General features: G+C 42.2%; 18 protein-coding genes and 2 tRNA genes. 15 read left to right on the top strand and 5 right to left on the bottom strand.

The genetic code is table 11. The features are described 5' to 3' along the window. Positions 1–5: 5 nt before the first annotated feature. Positions 6–1,265, bottom strand: a complete 1,260-nt coding sequence (locus DD657_RS11650) for an anaerobic sulfatase maturase (protein ID WP_287049962.1) — start codon at positions 1,263–1,265, stop codon at positions 6–8. 399 nt (positions 1,266–1,664) lie between these two features. On the opposite strand from DD657_RS11650, the gene DD657_RS11655 reads away from it, so the two are divergent. From DD657_RS11655 to DD657_RS11695, 9 genes are all read left to right on the top strand, one after another. Next, positions 1,665–1,737: transfer RNA gene (locus DD657_RS11655), tRNA-Gly, on the top strand. 14 nt (positions 1,738–1,751) lie between these two features. Continuing rightward, a tRNA-Leu gene (locus DD657_RS11660) sits at positions 1,752–1,836 on the top strand. 142 nt (positions 1,837–1,978) lie between these two features. Continuing rightward, entirely contained in the window at positions 1,979–2,842 is an 864-nt protein-coding gene (locus tag DD657_RS11665) for a cell division protein FtsX (RefSeq protein ID WP_021986879.1), read from the top strand. A gap of 18 nt (positions 2,843–2,860) precedes the next feature. Then, a complete protein-coding gene (locus DD657_RS11670; protein WP_021986878.1) occupies positions 2,861–3,139 on the top strand; it encodes a DUF3098 domain-containing protein in 279 nt (92 codons plus the stop codon). 146 nt (positions 3,140–3,285) lie between these two features. After that, positions 3,286–4,080, top strand: a complete 795-nt coding sequence (locus tag DD657_RS11675; RefSeq protein ID WP_021986877.1) for an undecaprenyl-diphosphate phosphatase — start codon at positions 3,286–3,288, stop codon at positions 4,078–4,080. Between the two features lie 201 nt (positions 4,081–4,281). Further along, the gene (gene truB / locus DD657_RS11680) at positions 4,282–4,983 is read left to right on the top strand and encodes a tRNA pseudouridine(55) synthase TruB (RefSeq protein ID WP_021986876.1); all 702 of its coding nucleotides are present in this window, start codon (positions 4,282–4,284) and stop codon (positions 4,981–4,983) included. A gap of 347 nt (positions 4,984–5,330) precedes the next feature. Beyond that, the gene (gene queA, locus DD657_RS11685) at positions 5,331–6,380 is read left to right on the top strand and encodes a tRNA preQ1(34) S-adenosylmethionine ribosyltransferase-isomerase QueA (RefSeq protein WP_021986875.1); all 1,050 of its coding nucleotides are present in this window, start codon (positions 5,331–5,333) and stop codon (positions 6,378–6,380) included. Positions 6,381–6,509: 129 nt separating this feature from the next. Continuing rightward, positions 6,510–7,307, top strand: coding sequence for a M48 family metallopeptidase (locus DD657_RS11690; RefSeq protein WP_021986874.1), 798 nt, complete (start codon positions 6,510–6,512; stop codon positions 7,305–7,307). A 28-nt stretch (positions 7,308–7,335) separates the two neighbouring features. After that, positions 7,336–9,093, top strand: coding sequence for a DUF4091 domain-containing protein (locus tag DD657_RS11695; RefSeq protein WP_287049965.1), 1,758 nt, complete (start codon positions 7,336–7,338; stop codon positions 9,091–9,093). Positions 9,094–9,145: 52 nt separating this feature from the next. On the opposite strand, the gene DD657_RS11700 is transcribed toward DD657_RS11695, so the two are convergent. After that, positions 9,146–10,396 carry an aminotransferase class I/II-fold pyridoxal phosphate-dependent enzyme gene (locus tag DD657_RS11700; RefSeq protein ID WP_021986872.1) on the bottom strand — a complete coding sequence of 417 codons (1,251 nt, stop codon included), beginning with the start codon at positions 10,394–10,396 and terminating at the stop codon, positions 9,146–9,148. Positions 10,397–10,621: 225 nt separating this feature from the next. Here DD657_RS11700 and DD657_RS11705 point away from each other — a divergent pair, with 225 nt between their 5' ends. The 5 genes from DD657_RS11705 (at position 10,622) to pyrI (ending at position 14,757) form a co-directional block, all read left to right on the top strand. Beyond that, positions 10,622–11,422, top strand: a complete 801-nt coding sequence (locus DD657_RS11705) for an outer membrane protein assembly factor BamD (protein ID WP_021986871.1) — start codon at positions 10,622–10,624, stop codon at positions 11,420–11,422. Between the two features lie 22 nt (positions 11,423–11,444). After that, complete coding sequence (locus DD657_RS11710; RefSeq protein ID WP_021986870.1) at positions 11,445–11,798, top strand: DNA-directed RNA polymerase subunit omega; 354 nt, start codon at positions 11,445–11,447, stop codon at positions 11,796–11,798. Positions 11,799–11,861: 63 nt separating this feature from the next. Continuing rightward, positions 11,862–13,061, top strand: coding sequence for a bifunctional phosphopantothenoylcysteine decarboxylase/phosphopantothenate--cysteine ligase CoaBC (gene coaBC / locus DD657_RS11715; protein ID WP_118773348.1), 1,200 nt, complete (start codon positions 11,862–11,864; stop codon positions 13,059–13,061). A 244-nt stretch (positions 13,062–13,305) separates the two neighbouring features. Next, entirely contained in the window at positions 13,306–14,214 is a 909-nt protein-coding gene (pyrB, locus tag DD657_RS11720; protein WP_021986868.1) for an aspartate carbamoyltransferase, read from the top strand. A gap of 84 nt (positions 14,215–14,298) precedes the next feature. After that, on the top strand, positions 14,299–14,757 hold the full coding sequence (gene pyrI, locus DD657_RS11725) for an aspartate carbamoyltransferase regulatory subunit (protein ID WP_021986867.1): 459 nt from the start codon (positions 14,299–14,301) through the stop codon (positions 14,755–14,757). A 109-nt stretch (positions 14,758–14,866) separates the two neighbouring features. On the opposite strand, the gene DD657_RS11730 is transcribed toward pyrI, so the two are convergent. Next, positions 14,867–15,841: a type I phosphomannose isomerase catalytic subunit gene (locus tag DD657_RS11730; protein ID WP_021986865.1), complete on the bottom strand. Its 975-nt coding sequence runs from the start codon at positions 15,839–15,841 to the stop codon at positions 14,867–14,869. A 145-nt stretch (positions 15,842–15,986) separates the two neighbouring features. On the opposite strand from DD657_RS11730, the gene DD657_RS11735 reads away from it, so the two are divergent. Beyond that, positions 15,987–17,072: a hypothetical protein gene (locus DD657_RS11735; protein ID WP_287049967.1), complete on the top strand. Its 1,086-nt coding sequence runs from the start codon at positions 15,987–15,989 to the stop codon at positions 17,070–17,072. On the opposite strand, the gene DD657_RS11740 is transcribed toward DD657_RS11735, so the two are convergent. Beyond that, on the bottom strand, positions 17,073–17,840 hold the full coding sequence (locus DD657_RS11740; protein WP_021986863.1) for an alpha/beta fold hydrolase: 768 nt from the start codon (positions 17,838–17,840) through the stop codon (positions 17,073–17,075). It abuts the gene before it with no gap. A 46-nt stretch (positions 17,841–17,886) separates the two neighbouring features. Beyond that, a complete protein-coding gene (locus tag DD657_RS11745) occupies positions 17,887–18,648 on the bottom strand; it encodes a succinate dehydrogenase/fumarate reductase iron-sulfur subunit (protein ID WP_021986862.1) in 762 nt (253 codons plus the stop codon). Between the last annotated feature and the right edge of the window lie 33 nt (positions 18,649–18,681).

Genomic DNA, 18,681 nt, shown 5'->3' on the forward strand with positions numbered 1-18,681 from the left:
TGTTTTTATCCTTTTTGATTCATAATATTTGCAGGCGCTCTGTAATGTCGTAATTCGTCGGCCATGAATTCGAAATGTTTCCGGGTATGCCGGAAAAACATTTTGAATCCTTCGCATAAGTAGGATATATATTCACCGTCTTCGTTTTTGACAAAGCGGTTTTTGGGGCAGTCTCCTCCGCAGGCAGCTAAGTATTCACATGCCTGACATTGGCGGGCGAGTGTATCTTTTTTATGTTGTTCAAAGAAAAGTTGTTTGTCGCTTTTAGCCATTTCTGAAATGGGGGTCGTCATGATGTTACCTACGTTGTATTCAGGAAAAACAAAATGGTCACAACAATAGGTATCTCCATTGTGCTCGATTGCCAGGGAACAACCGCAGTATTCTGCCATAGAGCAAAGAGAAGGCTGTTGCCCCGCATAGGCCGCTAAAGTATTGTCAAAGTAATTGATGAAATGCGTCCCGACATCCTTTTTTACCCAAATATCGAAGATCCGGCATAAAAAATTTCCCCAGTCGGTTGCGTTTACGTTTTCGTTCATGACAGCGGTTGCTTTCGAATACCTGTTGTCTACTATAGAAAGAGGTTCTGTTTCGTCCAGGGCTATTCGTTCTACGATCGGGGTAAATTGCATAAAGCGGGAACCGATGCTTTTCAGAAAGTTGTATACAAGGGCCGGTTGCTTGCTGTTGGAGGCGTTGACGACGGACATGGTGTTGAATTCGACACCGTATTTCTGAAATAGCTTCACGCATTCCATGGCTTTGTCCCAGGAGCCTTTACCATTGGGGTAACGCCGGTGATTGTCATGGTATTTTTTAGGTCCGTCGATGGAAAGGCCGCATAGGAAATGATTTTCGGCCAGAAAATTCGCCCATTCTTCGTCGATAAGGGTTCCGTTTGTTTGAAATGCATTCAATATTTTCTTCCCATCGGCCTGTTTTTTTTGGATGTCGAGAATTTTACGGAAATATTCCACCCCCAGTAATGCCGGTTCACCTCCGTGCCATACGAATTCGATTTGTTCCTGTGGCTGGGAGAGAATATATTCCCGGATCAGTTTTTCCAGAACATTGTCGGGCATTTTGAAAAAAGGGAGCGTGGGATGTTTTCCGGGATAAAGGGCTTCTTTTTCCAGGTAGTAACAATAATCGCAATCCAGATTACATATCGGACCTCCGGTTTTAACCATAATCGTAAAACTGCGTCGGATTTTTTTTCTTTCTTGCTCAAATGAAAAAGATGCGTTTTTTCTGGTGTCCATAATTAGTGTCCGAAAATGTGAAGCCGTGTGTATTGAATAATTCGTCCAAAAATAATAAAAAACTCCTTGCCGGAGGCAAGGAGGGACACAAGATTCTTTGTGAAATTGTGTTATTAGTCAGGTTAGTTTAGTTTTAGTTTATATCGGATAGAACGAAAATGATTCTGAAAAGTTTCATATCGGATAAATTATTTTGCGGAAAGTTTTATGCCGGTTGTGGTATTTTTTTGCGTTTTTGTTTGTATAAACTAAAAAACGCTTTATATTTGCACTCGCTAAAGAAAAATGTTCTTTTACACAACGTGAAAATAGCTCAGTTGGTAGAGCACGACCTTGCCCCCCGGAATAATAAAATCCGACCTTGGCAAGACGGCTTTTCAAAAGAGTGAATTGTAAAATGCGAAAATAGCTCAGTTGGTAGAGCACGACCTTGCCAAGGTCGGGGTCGCGGGTTCGAGTCCCGTTTTTCGCTCTCTCTACAGAGATGCTCGAATGGTGGAACTGGTAGACACGCAGGACTTAAAATCCTGTGGCCATTGCGGCTGTGCGGGTTCAAGTCCCGCTTCGAGTACTCCTAAAATCAGGAAGTCAAACATAGTTCGGCTTCCTTTTTTTTATGCCTTTGAGGAGTATGTATTGCATAATCCTTGGAATAAATTTTTGGGTGACGATCAGATTATTATTATATTTGTCAGATTTTAACGACGAATAATATGTCTCGTAGAAAAAGAAGAGTAGCCGGTTCCTATTTTGTTTCAACATTAAGTATTGCTTTGGTGTTGGTGGTTGTAGGTATTTTGGTATTTATTCTTTTGAATGCAAGGGCGATATCTGATCATGTAAAGCAAAACATCGGTTTTTCCATTATTGTGAAGGACAATGTCAACGAGGCTGAAATGAAGAAGATGCAAAAGCTTCTGGATACGAAACCTTTTGTCGCGTCATCTGTTTTTGTCAGCAAAGCCGAAGCTGCCCGTAATTTTAAAGAAGAACTGGGAGAGGATTTTGAGCAGGTATTGGGGTATAATCCGCTTTTACCTTCAATTGAGGTTAAGCTGGTGCCTCAGTATGCCAATAACGATTCCCTGGAGATTATAGAGAAAAAATTGGTGGCTTACGATATCATACAGGAGGTCTCTTATCAAAAATCACTGGTGCAGTATGTGAACGAGAATGTTCGTAAAATCAGTATTATTCTGTTGATTGCCGGTGCAGCTTTGGTGTTGATTTCTTTTACACTGATTCGGAATACGATACATCTATCGGTTTATTCTCAGCGTTTTCTGATCAAGACCATGCAATTGGTGGGGGCAAAACCTTTCTTTATTTGCCGGCCTTTTATCCGCAATAGTGTTTGGTTCGGTTTTTTCGGTAGTATGATTGCCAATATGATTTTGCTGTTGGCTGTTTATTTTCTTCAAAAGGAAGTCGGCGGAGTTATCAATATCATGAACCGGGATTTGCTGATTGTAATGGTTGCATTTGTATTTGTGTCCGGTATTTTGTTGTCGTTTGTGTCTTCTTGGATGTCTGTTTTAAAATATCTGAATAAAGATTTGAACGACCTGTATAATTGAAAATTAAGTGATAAATATATGGCAGTGAAAAGTAATTTGAAAACGACACCGGAAAAGAAAGCCGGTTTTCCGATCCCGGCGGGTAATTATAAAATGATATTGATCGGTTTTGGGATTATTGTTTTGGGATTCATCCTGATGATGGGTGGGGGCAGTGACGATCCGAATGAGTTTAATTATGCCATATTCAGTTTCAGGAGAATTACTTTGGCTCCGATTGTCGTTCTTCTCGGTTTCGGTTTTGTATTTTGGGCTATTATGCGGAAGCCGAAGGAAAAGAAAGAGAAGGAAGATTGACGGTGATACAGTATATTGAGGTGTTGGGGATGTGATTGCCGGGGAATTACAGTTTTCGGGAGAGATATTTTACGGGAAGTTTGGCTGTACATCGGCGGAGCATATTGCGGGAAAGGTTTTTCAGATTTTAAAATTTCATTTGTAATATGGATTGGTTAGAGGCATTGGTTCTGGGTGTTATCCAGGGGCTGACAGAGTTTTTGCCGGTAAGTAGTTCCGGACATCTGCAGATTTTTAATGCTATTTTGGGGGTTGAAGGAGAGGAAAATCTCACTTTTGCAGTTGCGGTTCATGCGGCGACGGTCTGTAGTACGATTGTTGTGTTACGAAAAGAAATCGCTGTTTTGTTAGCCGGCCTTTTCCGGTTTCGGTGGAATGAAGAAACGATGTACATTGCCAAAATTGTCGTGTCGATGATACCTGTGGGAATTGTGGGTTTTTTCTTTAAGGATTATGTAGAATCCTTGTTCGGTTCCGGATTGATGGTTGTCGGAGGTGCATTGCTGTTGACGTCCGTATTGCTTGCTTTTGCTTATTATGCAAAACCTCGTGTGCGTTCGGTGATTTCTTTCAGGGATGCTTTTATTATCGGCTTGGCCCAGGCATGTGCCGTTATTCCCGGACTTTCGCGTTCGGGGTCTACGATTGCAACGGGGATACTCTTGGGTAATAATAAGGAAAATGTAGCTAAATTTTCTTTTTTAATGGTTTTGGTCCCGATTTTAGGAGAAGCTTTTCTGGATTTAATGAAGGGTAATTTCGGACAGGCAGAGAGCGGTATTTCCACCTTATCTTTGGCGGTCGGATTTTTGGCGGCTTTTATTTCCGGTTTTATTGCTTGTAGTTGGATGCTCAATCTGGTGAAAAAAGGAAAATTGATATGGTTTGCCGTATACTGTTTTATCGTAGGGGTGACTGTATTATCCGTGGATTTATTTTAATTAAGGCTTTAGATTGAACAACGAATCAGAACTTCAGGTTCGTTAATCCGCGAGGATAGAGGACTATGCATGAATCAGACTGAAAAGGCTGTTAATCTGAAATTACAAATGTCCGGGGGGAAGATTGCGGGTATAATCTAAAATCGTCAATTTGCAATTAAAACGTGGGTTAATTTATCTTATCAATCTGGTTTTTAAGATATGGTTGTATTTAAAGAAGAAGGTGTTTTTCAGGAAGGAGCATTGATATTGGTGGATAAGCCGCTGAAATGGACCTCTTTCGATGTCGTTAATAAAATCCGTTGGTGTTTGCGTAAAAAGTTCGGTAAGTTGAAAGTGGGGCATGCCGGTACGTTGGATCCTTTGGCGACCGGTCTGGTGATTGTGTGTATCGGGCGCTGGACAAAGGAAATCGACAAATATATGGGGCAGCAGAAAGAATATGTCGCAACACTTCAGCTGGGAGCGACGACACCTTCTTTCGATCTGGAAACGCAGGTAAACCGGGAGTATCCCTGGCAACACATAGACCGTCCTTTTTTTGAAGAGGCGATACAGCAATTTGTCGGTGAAATAAAACAAATACCTCCGACCTATTCTGCCGTCAGGGTTGATGGTGTGAGGGCTTATGAGAAGGCGAGGAAGGGGAAGGGTGTGGATATGCCCCCCAGAGATGTATATGTGAAAGAGATTGAAATTTTACGTTTCGAGCCGCCGCAGGTTGAGTTACGGATCGTATGTAGTAAAGGGACGTATATCCGGTCTTTGGCGAATGATATCGGGGCTGCCTGTGGAAGCGGGGCTTATTTGGCTGATTTACGGCGGACTGCCATAGGAGACTTTAAGGTGGAGGATGCAAATAATATGGATGAATTGATTGTTTTTCTACAAGAAAAATCATAACTTGCGCAACTTATTTTAATTTGGGGCGTTTCTTTGAAAAACTGGGAAGAAATGTTCCGGATATTGCTGTGTGGATAGCAAAGCGGTATTATTTTATTTTCAGGAATAGGAAATGAACGTTTTAATTTTAGATTTATGATTTCAGATTATACCCACAATCCTCCCCTTCAAAAAAGGGAATGGTAATCATAAAGTGTAGATCAAAAAATGAATAAGCGTTTAAATTGTAGATTTTAAATTGATGATTTTGGACTAAAAGAATTTGATAACGAATCAGGTTGCCAGGTAATTTAAAATTTACAATTTATATGAACGAATATTTTTGTCAGATTAAATAAAAATAAAATATGAAATTATCCAAGTTTAAATACAGATTACCTCAGGAGCTTATTGCTTTGCATCCGGCTCAGAATCGGGATGAATGCAGGTTAATGGTTTTAAACAAAAAAACGGGAGAGATAGAACACAAAGTCTTTAAAGATCTTATCGATTATTTCGATGAGAAAGACGTATTTGTATTCAATGATACGAAAGTTTTTCCGGCCAGATTGTATGGAAATAAGGAAAAAACCGGAGCCGAAATTGAAGTCTTTTTGTTGAGAGAACTAAACCGGGATTTACGTATTTGGGATGTTTTGGTCGATCCGGCCCGTAAAATCCGGATTGGAAATAAATTGTATTTCGGGGAAGACGATAGTTTGGTGGCCGAAGTGATCGATAATACGACTTCCCGTGGCCGGACGTTGCGTTTTCTTTTCGACGGAGAATATGAGGAGTTTAAGAAATTGCTTTACGGCTTAGGCGAAACACCGCTGCCTAAATTTATCGATCGTAAAGTAGAGCCGGAAGATGCTGAAAATTACCAGACTATTTTTGCCTCTCATGAAGGAGCTGTCGCTGCGCCGACTGCCGGCCTGCACTTTAGCCGTGAGTTGATGAAAAGGATGGAGATAAAGGGAATTAATTTTGCTTATATTACTTTGCATGTGGGGCTGGGGAATTTCCGTGAGGTAGATGTTGAAGATTTGACGAAGCATAAGATGGATTCGGAGCAAATTATTGTGAATCCGGAAACCGTGTCTATCGTAAATGAGGCAAAGGATGAGAAACATAAAATTTGTGCCGTCGGTACGACTGTTGTCCGGACGCTGGAAAGTTGTGTGACGACCAAAGGACGTTTGACGGAGTTTGAAGGCTGGACGAATAAATTTATTTTTCCGCCTTATGATTTCAGTGTACCCGATGCTTTTATTTCTAATTTTCATTTGCCTTATTCGACTTTGTTGATGATGGTAGCTGCTTTCGGCGGATACGAGCATGTGATGAATGCCTATGAGGTGGCTGTAAAGGAAAAATATAAATTCGGTACGTATGGAGATGCGATGTTGATTATTTGACCGCGTATTGATTTTTAACGAAAATAATGTAAAAGAGAGCTTAGGCTCTCTTTTTTCGTATTATTTTGTAGATTTGTCATATCTGTTTTACCTGAATTTGCGTATTTGGATTAATTAAATGAATACAAAATGAAAATAATCAGAGTTTTTACTGTGATCGGGATATTGTTTATCACGATGCAGTGTGCGACGGTTCCCATTACCGGGAGAAAGCAGTTGTTGATCTATCCGGAAGGGGAAGTGATGCAGATGAGTTTAACTTCGTATCAGGCTTTCTTGAAAGAAAATAAATTGTCGACGGATGTAAAGAATACCCAGCGGGTGAAAGAGGTGGGAAAACGGATTGCTGCTGCGGTTGAATCATATATGAAGTCGAAAGGACTGGAAGACCGGATCGCTGATTTTAAATGGGAGTTTAATTTAGTGCAGAGCCCTGAAATGAATGCTTGGTGTATGCCCGGGGGAAAGGTCGTATTTTATGAAGGGATTTTGCCCGTATGCAAGACAGATGCCGGTATTGCCGTTGTTATGGGACATGAAATTGCTCATGCTGTGGCGCGTCACGGTAATGAGCGGATGAGTCAGCAGGCACTGATGCAGGCCGGGAGTATGGCTGCTGCTTATGCGATGAAGAATAAGTCTGAAACGACGCAGGTGTTGTTGGGAACTGCCATCGGTATCGGAGGAAATTACGGGGTGATATTGCCTTTTTCCCGTAAACATGAGAGTGAAGCGGATCGTTTGGGCTTGATTTTTATGGCGATAGCCGGATATAATCCGCAGGAGGCTGTCGATTTCTGGAAACGGATGGCATCGGCTTCCGGTCAGAAACCGGCAGAGTTTATGTCGACACATCCTTCTGACGAGCATCGTATTGCCGATTTGGAAAAAGAGTTGCCGGAAGCTATGAAGTATTATGTGAAATAGAACGTATTGTTAACTAAATATTGAATATATGAGAAATGTGGTGTTAAGTGTTATGATGTGCCTTTGTTTTGCGGTGTGGTGTAAGGCACAGGAAAAATTATATGTACGGGATTATAAAGAGCTTTCGGACGGGACGACTGCCGATGAGCAGGAATGGAAGCAATGCGGACAGGCTGTCGGGGCTTGCTGGGGATCGACGGATATCCGTTATGGGAAAACAAAAGTTGCCGGACTGGATAAAGGACGTAAATTATGGAGAGGTAAAGTGTGGAAAGGGGAGGTTGTAAATTTACAGGCTGTTGTATGGGCAAAGCAGCCGGCAGAGATAAAACCCGAGATAACCGATTTGGTTGTCTCCAGTGGTCAGAAGATCGGAAAAGAAGATATTTCCCTTCACCTCGTTCGTTATGTGATGACGGATGAATTGAATAAAGATAAACGGGGGACATGCGGTTACCGGCCTGACCGGACTTTGTTCGATTCTTCTTTGGTGGCGGATGTACTCGACATGAAGGTGGCCGATTATATGGAAGCCCGTACGGTGCGTCCGGTATGGGTAAAGATACGGGTGCCGGAAAACCTTCCGGCCGGAGTGTATCGCGGTAAATTGAGTTTTGGACATCCGGACATAAAACCGCTGGTGATTGAAATCGGAGTCGTAAATCAGTCTTTACCGTCACTTGAAAATCGGGTTTTTCGTTTGGATTTGTGGCAGAACCCTTTTGCTGTTGCCCGTTTTCATGGGGTGGATTTATGGAGTAAGGAACATTTTGAGGCAATGTATCCGGTGATGAAACTATTGGCTGATGCCGGACAAAAGACGGTAACCGCCAGTATTATGCATAAACCCTGGGGAGGGCAGACTGAAGATTATTTTGAATCCATGGTGATGCGCATCAAGCGTTTGGATGGCAGTTGGCAATATGATTATGCTGTTTTCGACAAGTGGGTTGAGTTTATGATGGGGTTGGGAATCGACAGGCAGATCAACTGCTATACGATGATTCCCTGGGATTTGTCTTTTCAGTTTTTTGACCAGGCATCGAATCAATTGAAGTTTGTAAAAGCAGACGTCGGAACGCCGGCTTATAATGAATATTGGCTGCCTTTTTTGCAGGATTTTGCCCGTCATCTGAAAACAAAAGGGTGGTTCGATATAACGACGATTGCAATGGACGAGCGTCCTATGGCAGCGATGCAGAAAGCAATCAATCTGATCCGGGAAGCAGATCCGGCCTATAAAGTTGCATTGGCCGGAAATTTCCATCCGGAGATCGAAGCTGATATTGATGATTATTGTATTGCGCTGGGGCAGTTTTTTCCGGAAAACATTTTGAAGGAACGGCAGGCTGCCGGTAAACTCAGTACGTATTATACCTGTTGCTCGGAATCTTATCCCAATACGTTTACTTTTTCGCCGCCGGCAGAGGCTGTTTGGTTAGGTTGGTATGCTGCGGCCAAAGGATTCGACGGATATTTGCGGTGGGCTTACAATAGCTGGACCAAAGATCCGTTGACAGATTCCCGTTTCCGGGCTTTCGGAGGGGGTGATTGTTATTTAGCCTATCCGGGCGGCCGTTCTTCAATTCGTTTGGAAAAGCTGGTAGAAGGCATTCAGGATTATGAAAAGGTACGGGTGTTGAAAGAAAAGTTTACCAAGGAGAAAAACGTTTATAAGCTGAAAAAGCTGGAGGCTATATTGCAGGACTTTGAGGTTGATAAGTTAAAAGAGATTCCTGCGGCCGATATGGTTGCCAAGGCACGGAAAGCCTTAGACAAGCTATAATAAAAAGGGGAAACCGTCAACTGGTTTCCCCTTTTTCAATACTGCATATGTATTAAAGATTATTGGCATCCACCAATGTCTCTTTGTTGTATTCTCCGTTGGCTAATTTTTCAGCTACGTTTTTAAATGCCTTAATGGTGTATTTGACATCTTCGAGCGTGTGTGTGGCTGTCGGGATCAGACGCAACAGCAATTGTCCTTTCGGAATCACCGGATACACGACAATGGAGCAGAACAGGTTGTAATTTTCTCTCAGGTCCGTTGCCACCTGCATGCCTTCGGCTACGCTTCCGGAAAGGTACACCGGCGTTACCATGGAATTGGTTTTACCGATATTCAGTCCGTCCTCTTTCAGTCCGGATTGTAAGGCATTTGCTATCTGCCACAATTTTTCGCGGCGTTCCGGTTGGGTTTTCAGCATTTCCAAACGCTTGATAGCTCCTTCTACCATCGGCATGGTTAAGGATTTGGCGAAGGTTTGTGAGCGCATGTTGTATCTCAAATACATACATATTTCTTCGTCTGTGGCGATGAAAGCTCCGAATCCGGCCATAGCTTTTGCAAAAGTTGCAAAATACAGGTCGATTTTATCCTGTACGCCGAAATGTTCTCCGGTTCCGGCTCCTGTCGGTCCCATCGTTCCGAAACCATGGGCATCATCCACTAAAAAGCGGAAATCGAATTCTTCTTTCAGGGCTGCGATTTCGTCCAGTTTACCTAAATCTCCGGCCATACCGAAAACACCTTCGGTGATCACCAGGATGCCTCCGCCGGTTTCTGCAACCCATTTGGTTGCTCTTTCGAGTTGTTTGCGCAGGCTGTCGATATCGTTGTGTAAGTAAACGTAGCGTTTGGCCGGCGATAAACGCAGTCCGTCCATAATGCAGGCATGTGATTCTGCATCATAAACGATACAATCGAAACGACTGGTCATGGCATCGATAATGGATACCATTCCCTGATAACCGAAATTCAGTAAGAATGCATCGGGTTTGCCTACGAAATCAGCTAATTGTGATTCCAGGTATTCGTGACGGGAGGTTTGTCCACTCATCATTCGGGCCCCCATCGGGTAGGCGAGTCCCCATTCTGCAGCAGCAGCAGCATCTATTTTTCTTACTTCAGGATCATTGGCTAGGCCAATATAGTTGTTCAAACTCCAGTTTAATACTTCTCTTCCTCGAAATATCATCCGGGGGCCGATTTCACCCTCTAATTTCGGGAAAGCAAAATAGCCGTGAGCCTGTTTGGCATATTGGCCGATGTTTCCTCTTTGCTTTTTTACTCTTTCAAAAATGTCCACGTCTTTACTATTTTGGAATTTTGTAGATATATCTTTAATAATCGGAGCAAAGGTACAATAAAAAAGTAAAAAGCGAAAAGTAAATGCTAAAAGGTGATGTATAAAACAGCAAGTAGGAGAAAGAAGGGCTGATTTTAACGTTTGCCTTTTAACTTTTAACCTCTTTTTGTTGTTTGTTGGGATTTATGCTGTATCTTTGCATGTTGCAAAAAAAGCACTCGTTTTATGAAGAAAATTATTGGATTTATTCTGGCCGTATTGTTATTTTACTCGTGCGGAGAGTATCAGAAATTGTTGAAAAGTAATGATTATCAATTGATATACTCTAAAGCTATCGAGTATTACAACAAAGGAGAATATCAGAAGGCCATGAATTTGTTCGACGGTATCCGGACGGTCTTTACCGGAACGAGTAAGGCGCAGAGTATTGCTTATTACCGTGCTTTTTGTACCTATAATCAAAAGGAGTACCAGTATGCTTCCGAGCTGTTTAAGCAGTTTATCACGATTTATCCGGAAAGTTCTTTTGCAGAGGAGTGTTTGTATATGGTCGGATATTGTAATTATATGGCTTCGCCTAAGCCTCGTCTGGACCAGACGGCCAGTTTGAAAGCAATCAATGATTTTCAGTTGTATCTGAATCGTTATCCGAATAGTATGCGTAAAGATAAGATCAACGGATATATCGATGAGTTGCTGGATAAATTGGCATACAAGGATTATTTGAGTGCGAAGAATTATTTTCTCCGGGAGCACTATAAAGCTGCTGTGATCAGTTTGCAGAATTGTCTGAAAGATTACCCCGGTTCCAAATACCGGGAGGAAATTATGTATCTGCTGTTTTTATCGAAGTATGAAATGGCGGTGAATAGTATAGACGATAAAAAGCTGGAGCGTTATAATGCGGCTAAAGAAGAATATTATTATTTTGCAGATGAATATCCCAATAGCAAGTATGTAAATGATATCAAGAAAAGATATGATGAGATAAATGCTTTTTTGGATAATTATAAATTCGACGAATAGATAAATTAATATAAAATCAGTTATGGTAGATTTTAAAAAAGTAAAAGCACCTAATAACACGATTACTCGTAATCCGGCTGTATTTTCGGCTAAAGCAGGTAATGTCTATGAGGCTGTTGCTATTATTGCGAAAAGAGCCAACCAGATCTCTGTGGAGATGAAAGACGAATTGAGCCGTAAGTTGCAAGAGTTTGCTTCTTATACGGACAATTTGGAGGAAATCTTCGAAAACCGCGAGCAGATCGAGATTTCAAAGTATTATGAACGAATTCCGAAACCGGTATTGATCGCTACCCAGGAATTTTTGGATGATGAAGTGTATTTCCGGAATCCTTCTACTGAAAAGGATAGAGAAAAAGTCGTTAAGGAAGACTGATAACTGAAGCCACTTTCGGGTGGCTTTTTTAATTTAGGAATGTGACGTTTTGTTTAGGGCCCTATGTTGAAAGGAAAACATATTATATTAGGAATAACAGGGAGTATTGCGGCTTATAAAGCGGCGCTACTGGCTCGTTTACTGGTCAAAGAAGGGGCGGAAGTGCAGGTGGTGATGACGGCATTGGCCAAGGAGTTTATTACCCCCCTGACTATGGCGACATTGACGAAGAAACCGATTTTAGTCGATTTTTACAATCCGGAAAACGGAGACTGGAATTCGCATGTTGATCTTGGCTTGTGGGCGGATCTGATGCTGATCGCTCCGGCAACGGCGAATACGATCGGGAAAATGGCTTCCGGTATTGCCGATAATTTGTTGTTGACGACATATTTATCTGCTAAGTGTCCGGTTGTGGTTGCTCCGGCAATGGATCTGGATATGTACCGGCATTCTGCGACCCAGCGGAATCTGGCTGTTTTGCGTTCTTTTGGAAATGTCATTATAGAACCGGAGGATGGCGAATTGGCAAGTGGTCTGACCGGTAAAGGACGTATGGAAGAACCTGAAAATATCGTTCGTCTGTTGGAGCGTTATTTTACTGCGCAAGCTGAGTTCGCAGGGAAAAAAGTGCTGATAACGGCCGGACCTACCTATGAAAAGATCGACCCGGTGCGTTTTATCGGAAATTATTCTACCGGAAAGATGGGGTTTGCTTTAGCTGAAGAGTTTGCCCGAAGGGGGGCAGAGGTGGTTTTGGTTGCCGGCCCGGTAACTCTTACAACCGGTCATCCTTCTATCCGGCGGGTGGATGTCGAATCGGCAGCGGAAATGTATGCTGAAGTTATTCCGGCAGCGGCAGATTGTGACATCATTGTTTCCTGTGCTGCCGTTGCGGATTTTACGCCGGAAGAAAAGGCTGTTTCCAAGATTAAGAGGGAGGGGGAAAATTTATGTTTGAAATTGCAGCCGACACAGGATATTGCGGCTGAATTGGGCAAGAGGAAAAAAGAGGGACAGTTATTGGTCGGATTTGCTTTGGAAACAGATAATGAACAATGCAATGCGTTTCAGAAGCTGAAAAAGAAAAATCTGGATTTGATCGTCTTGAACAGCTTGAAGGATGAAGGTGCCGGTTTTGGCGGAGATACCAATAAAGTAACGATGATCGACCGCCGGGAACATATTCAGGAATATGCCTTGAAGAGTAAGAGAGAGGTTGCTTGTGATATTGTCGGTCGGGTGAAGAATTTACTTTCTTGAAAACAAAACGAAATAAAATTGTGACATTTTAAAATATTGTTTACATTTGAATTCTGATATGGTATCAGAATTCAAATATATAAAACAGTGGAAATTCAGGTATAGCCTGAGTTACGGATGTTATTTACTGACGAATTTATAAAAAACCGACATTGTCAACTGACAAGTGTTGGTTTTTTTTTATATCTGAATCGGACCGGAGGAATTATGAGTGTAGAATTTTTGAGAACTTAAATATAACGATATGAACACACACAGCTTAGTATCTATTGAGGATTACACCAAAGAGGAAATTCTGGAGGTTCTGGAGTCTGCTTCGGAATTTGAAAAGAATCCAAACCAACGTTTGTTGGAAGGTAAGGTAGTCGCTTCTTTATTTTTCGAACCATCGACCCGTACCCGTCTTAGCTTTGAAACGGCAATCAATCGTTTGGGCGGACGTATCATCGGTTTTTCTGATGCGTCTTCTTCCAGCGTAACTAAAGGAGAAACGTTGAAAGATACGATCAAGATGGTGGATAATTATGCGGATCTGATCGTTATGCGGCACCCGGTAGAGGGAGCGGCCCGTTATGCCAGTGAAGTTGCCGTACATCCGGTTGTAAATGCAGGAGACGGAGCCAATCAACATCCTTCCCAGACGATGCTGGACTTATATTCCATTTATAAAACCCAGGGTACTTTGGAAAATCTGGAGATTTGTATGGTCGGGGATTTGAAGTATGGCCGTACTGTACATTCTTTGTTGCAGGCTATGAGTCATTTCCATCCTACTTTCCATTTTGTGGCTCCCGAGTCATTGCAAATGCCGGAAGCTTATAAGCTTCATTTGAAAGCTTTGCATATACCTTATTATGAACATACTGAATTGGATGAGGTGATCAATAAGGCTGACATTTTATATATGACCCGTGTACAGCGGGAGCGTTTTGCCGATCCGTTGGAATATGAAAAGGTGAAGAATGTATATATTTTGAGAAACTCGATGTTGACGGATGCCAAGGAGAGTATGCGTATTTTGCATCCGCTGCCCCGGGTGAACGAAATAGATGTGGATGTGGATGAAAGTCCGAAAGCTTATTATTTCGAACAGGCCCGCAACGGAGTATTTGCCCGTCAGGCTATTATTTGTAAAGCGTTGGGACTAAAATAATTTACGATTTACGATTTATGATTTACGATTGTATTGGGCAACGGAATCAAAAATCTTCAATCAAAAATCAAAAATTTAATTGTTATGGCAAAAAAAGAATTACAGGTTAGTGCTATTGAGAATGGTACTGTGATCGATCATATACCGGCCGAGAAGTTGTTTGATGTAATCAATGTGTTAGGTATTACGGCTTTGGATAATGCAATGACTTTCGGAACGAATTTGCGGAGCAGTAAATTGGGAAAGAAAGCCATCATTAAAATCTGGGATAAGTTTCTGGAAGATGATGAAGTGAATAAATTGGCTTTGGTAGCTCCTTCTGCCAAGATCAATATTATCCGGGATTACGATGTGGCGGAGAAAAAGACGGTTAATGTACCGGAAACCGTGGAAGGTATTGTAAAATGTATGAATCCCAAATGTATTACAAATCACGAATATGTGCGTACGAAATTTACGGTGGTGAACGACTCGCCTATTGTGTTGAAGTGTCATTATTGTGAAAAATTGACGGATCAGGAACACATGACGATGAATCAGTAAGGTTTAATTTTAGATTTTAGATTTACGGTTCTTCTCTTATTTGCAGGAGAGGATTGTAAGTTCAATCTGAAATCGTAAATCTAAAATCTAAAATCTAAAATTGATAAGGTTATCGGATGAATATTTCCAATAGTTCGGCTTCTTGTTGCGGGATGAGAAATATATTTTTCAGACAGGCCGGAACAAGAATTGTTTCTCCTTTTTTTACTTGGATGGATTGGTCGGTGTCGTATACGATTGTAAAATTACCGTCCAGGCACATATAAATAACGAACGAGTCGATATCGATATAGTCTTTTTCGATTTCTTTGTCAAACTTCAGGTAACTGGTTGTGAAATAATTACAGTCGACAAGTTCTTCCGTATGGTTTTCGTGCCTGTGATAGGGAATGCTGTGTTCTTTCTGGGAATTAAAATGAATGACATCGGTAGCTAATTCCGTATGTAATTCCCGGGCGTTTCCGTTTTTGTCCCGGCGGTCGTAATCGTATATCCGATAAGTAATGTCGGAGGTTTGTTGTATTTCTGCAATGAAACATCCTTTTTCGATGGCATGTACCGTACCTGCCGGAATGAAAAAACAATCTCCTTTTTTTACCTTTTCAACGTTCAGGATTTCGGGAAGAGTGTTGTTGTGTAATTTAGTCAGATATTCCGATTTGTCTGTATCTTTATTAAAGCCGAGCAGCAGACGGGCTTCCGGATCAGCATCTACCAGGTACCACATTTCGGTTTTTCCATAGGCATTGTGGCGCTCTTTGGCTGTGGCGTCGTCCGGGTGTACCTGTATGGAAAGTTTGTCACAGGCGTCGATGTATTTGATCAGAAGCGGAAATTCCACTCCGAATTTTTCATAGATATGATCACCTACGAGGTCTCCCATATAGACTTCGATCAACTCTTCCAGGCTGTTATCTGCCAAGGCTCCTTCCGAGACGACGGATATGTTGTCCTGAACGCCGGAAAGCTCCCAGCTTTCTCCGATGGAATCTTTTACTTGATTGTCTTCGCTTTTATAAGCGAGCTTTTTGCCACCCCAAAGCGTTTGTTTGATGATAGGCTTAAATTTTAAAGGATATAGCATATTATTATTTGTGTTTCTCTTTTTTTGGCATAAAAATTGTATCTTGCACAAAAATAATGCAAGCCGAAAGCAGAAGCAAATTTTTTGAATGATGCAAAGGCACAGCTTCTTCTATGCAAAGATATATATTAATTGAAAATTATTTATGGGAATGGTTATGAAAGGTGGTAAATGCTTATTGATTTTCTTGTTTGCGGGAATATTTATGTCTTGTAGTGATGATGGTAAGCGCGACGATACAATATTGAATATTGATAAAGTGACCGGGAAGTATTGGTATTGCATAAATTGGGCAAATACACCGAACAGTTATACGACGGAAGATTTGGTTGAAGCTGTGAAGCTGGAAAGCAGCGGTAAGCTGTGGACGATGGATTTTAGCGGACGTATCGACCGGGAAGTCGGGACATGGTTCAGTGGAGAGAATGAAATAACCTTGCGATACGATAACGGTACTACCGAGAAATGGGGAGTATTGCATAGTGGAAGTAATTACCTGACGGTGATGGTGAATAAAGGGGAGCGTAAGTATGTGACAGAACCGGTTTATTTGCAGGATTTGACAGGGGATGCTTATCTGATAAATGAGATAAAGAGTTCGGGTGTCGAACCGACGCGGGTCGGTGTTTCCGTAAAGGGTAAGAATACGGTAAATATGAGTGAGGCTTCTGTTATCGCAGCTCCGGATAAGGTATTTAAGTTGGCTTATCGGAGCCGGGTAAAAAGCTGGACGGATAAGGGCGATATTGTAGCCAGTGAATTTGAGTTACCGGAAAATACCCGGGATATTGTCTTTTATATTAAAGTTTCCGGGCATCCTTTAAAATTTAAGGATCGTATATATGCTGAAAATTTACCGCAGCGTTCATTCCGGGATTTCGGACTGAATGCTTATAATGAAGGTAAAAGTCTGCGGGTGGAATGGAATCCTTACGATCAGGCCTCTGTTTATTACCGGGTGGAAGTTCTGAAAGAGAATGCGGATGCCGCTAGTCCTTATTTTGTCAGTCAATTGTATGCCGGGATCGAATCGCTGTCAGTCGATTCGAATACGAAGACGGAAACCGATGTGGAAAACCGGATGGGAGATTTGAAAAACGGTGATAAATACATCGTCCGGTTGTCGGCTATTTTATTGGAACCGGGAATCGATTACAATCATAAATACAGCAATGTAAATATTCAGGCTATTTCTTATGTCCAGAGAACTTTAGTATGGACGGAAGAATAGTCAGGCTAAAAATGCATGGATCGTTTTTAGCAGTATTTCCGGCTGTTCGTTGTGGATGGCATGCCCCGCTTGGGGAATGATTTCTACACGGGCTGCCGGAAATTGTTTTTTCAGGCATTCTCCTTCGTTGGGAATATATGCAGACTTTTCACCTTTGATAAACAATATCGGGCCGGGATAGATTTTGTCGGTTATGTCTGCCGGCCAATGGCATACTTCATTTATATTCTGTTGCAGGGCTTCCGGGTTGATTTTCCATTTCAGTCCTTTTATTGTTTTACGAATATTTTTGAACAATATCTGTTGGGTAGCGGTATCGCCGAAATGCTTTCGTATATCCGCCTGTAGTGCGTTGCGATTGGCAAATGTTCCCGGATTGACGGATGTGATATACGTCAGGATATTCAGATGTTCGAGCGAGGGCATATAGGCTATCGGTGCGATGTCTATGATAATGGCTTTAGAAATGTATTCAGGGTATTGCAATAGAAAAAACATAGCGGTTTTCCCTCCCATGGAGTGACCGATAAGGTGAGGCTTTGTCAAACCGAGTTTCTGAATCAATTCCAGTAAGTCTCCGCATAAGGCCGGATAATTGTGTTGCGGGTGATGCGGGGATTGACCGTGATTGCGCATATCGGGAATGATAACCCTGAAACGGTCTTTCAAACGATGCATGATGGGTAGCCAGTTGTCGGAAGCCCCCCACAGTCCGTGTAAGATAATCAGGGGCTGTCCTTCTCCTTCTTCCCGGTAATATAGTCTCATGGGTATAGATGTTAAAAAAAGCCGCCCGAAGGCGGCTTTTAGTGAATTAATCTTTCAGCTTGGCCTTCAGATATTCTCTGTTGAGTCGGGCGATATGCTCGATAGAAATGCTTTTCGGGCATTCGGCTTCACATGCACCTGTATTGGTACAGTTTCCGAATCCGAGTTCATCCATTTTGGCAACCATTGCTTTAGCGCGGCGGGCGGCTTCTATTTTACCCTGCGGTAAGAGGGCAAATTGTGAAACTTTTGCAGCTACGAATAACATGGCTGACGAGTTTTTACATGTGGCTACACAAGCCCCGCAACCGATACATGCGGCTGCATCCATCGCTTCCTCGGCTTTTTCATTTGCAATCGGAATTGCATTTGCGTCGGGTACACCACCGGTATTTACAGACACATATCCTCCGGCTTGCTGTATCTTTTCGAAAGCATTACGATCGACGATCAGGTCTTTGATAACGGGGAATGCTCCGCTCCGCCAGGGTTCGATGGTGATGGTTGCGCCATCTTTAAAGCGACGCATGTGCAATTGGCAGGTGGTCACATCGTCGTCCGGGCCATGAGCACGTCCGTCGATAAACAAGCTGCACATACCGCAAATACCTTCACGGCAATCGTGGTCGAAAGCAACCGGTTCTTTGTTTTCACTGACCAGTTGTTCATTCAGGATATCCAACATTTCGAGGAATGAAGTACCGGTCGAAATATCATGGACTTTATAGGTTTCAAATCCGCCTTTGGATTTGGCGTCTTTCTGCCGCCATACCTTAAGTGTCAATTCTTTTAATATAGTATCTGCCATAACTAAACTTCGTTTTAAATTTTAAATTGTAGA

It is taken from the genome of Culturomica sp. (assembly GCF_003524185.1).
GTDB classification, from domain to species: Bacteria; Bacteroidota; Bacteroidia; order Bacteroidales; family Marinifilaceae; genus Culturomica; species Culturomica massiliensis.

Excerpts from the sequence above, each read along its gene's own strand:
- DD657_RS11650 (WP_287049962.1), bottom strand. The coding sequence starts at position 1,265 with ATGGACACCAGAAAAAACGCATCTTTTTCATTTGAGCAAGAAAGAAAA.
- DD657_RS11665 (WP_021986879.1), top strand. The coding sequence starts at position 1,979 with ATGTCTCGTAGAAAAAGAAGAGTAGCCGGTTCCTATTTTGTTTCAACA.
- DD657_RS11670 (WP_021986878.1), top strand. The coding sequence starts at position 2,861 with ATGGCAGTGAAAAGTAATTTGAAAACGACACCGGAAAAGAAAGCCGGT.
- DD657_RS11675 (WP_021986877.1), top strand. The coding sequence starts at position 3,286 with ATGGATTGGTTAGAGGCATTGGTTCTGGGTGTTATCCAGGGGCTGACA.
- truB (WP_021986876.1), top strand. The coding sequence starts at position 4,282 with ATGGTTGTATTTAAAGAAGAAGGTGTTTTTCAGGAAGGAGCATTGATA.
- queA (WP_021986875.1), top strand. The coding sequence starts at position 5,331 with ATGAAATTATCCAAGTTTAAATACAGATTACCTCAGGAGCTTATTGCT.
- DD657_RS11690 (WP_021986874.1), top strand. The coding sequence starts at position 6,510 with ATGAAAATAATCAGAGTTTTTACTGTGATCGGGATATTGTTTATCACG.
- DD657_RS11695 (WP_287049965.1), top strand. The coding sequence starts at position 7,336 with ATGAGAAATGTGGTGTTAAGTGTTATGATGTGCCTTTGTTTTGCGGTG.
- DD657_RS11705 (WP_021986871.1), top strand. The coding sequence starts at position 10,622 with ATGAAGAAAATTATTGGATTTATTCTGGCCGTATTGTTATTTTACTCG.
- DD657_RS11710 (WP_021986870.1), top strand. The coding sequence starts at position 11,445 with ATGGTAGATTTTAAAAAAGTAAAAGCACCTAATAACACGATTACTCGT.
- coaBC (WP_118773348.1), top strand. The coding sequence starts at position 11,862 with ATGTTGAAAGGAAAACATATTATATTAGGAATAACAGGGAGTATTGCG.
- pyrB (WP_021986868.1), top strand. The coding sequence starts at position 13,306 with ATGAACACACACAGCTTAGTATCTATTGAGGATTACACCAAAGAGGAA.
- pyrI (WP_021986867.1), top strand. The coding sequence starts at position 14,299 with ATGGCAAAAAAAGAATTACAGGTTAGTGCTATTGAGAATGGTACTGTG.
- DD657_RS11730 (WP_021986865.1), bottom strand. The coding sequence starts at position 15,841 with ATGCTATATCCTTTAAAATTTAAGCCTATCATCAAACAAACGCTTTGG.
- DD657_RS11735 (WP_287049967.1), top strand. The coding sequence starts at position 15,987 with ATGGGAATGGTTATGAAAGGTGGTAAATGCTTATTGATTTTCTTGTTT.
- DD657_RS11740 (WP_021986863.1), bottom strand. The coding sequence starts at position 17,840 with ATGAGACTATATTACCGGGAAGAAGGAGAAGGACAGCCCCTGATTATC.
- DD657_RS11745 (WP_021986862.1), bottom strand. The coding sequence starts at position 18,648 with ATGGCAGATACTATATTAAAAGAATTGACACTTAAGGTATGGCGGCAG.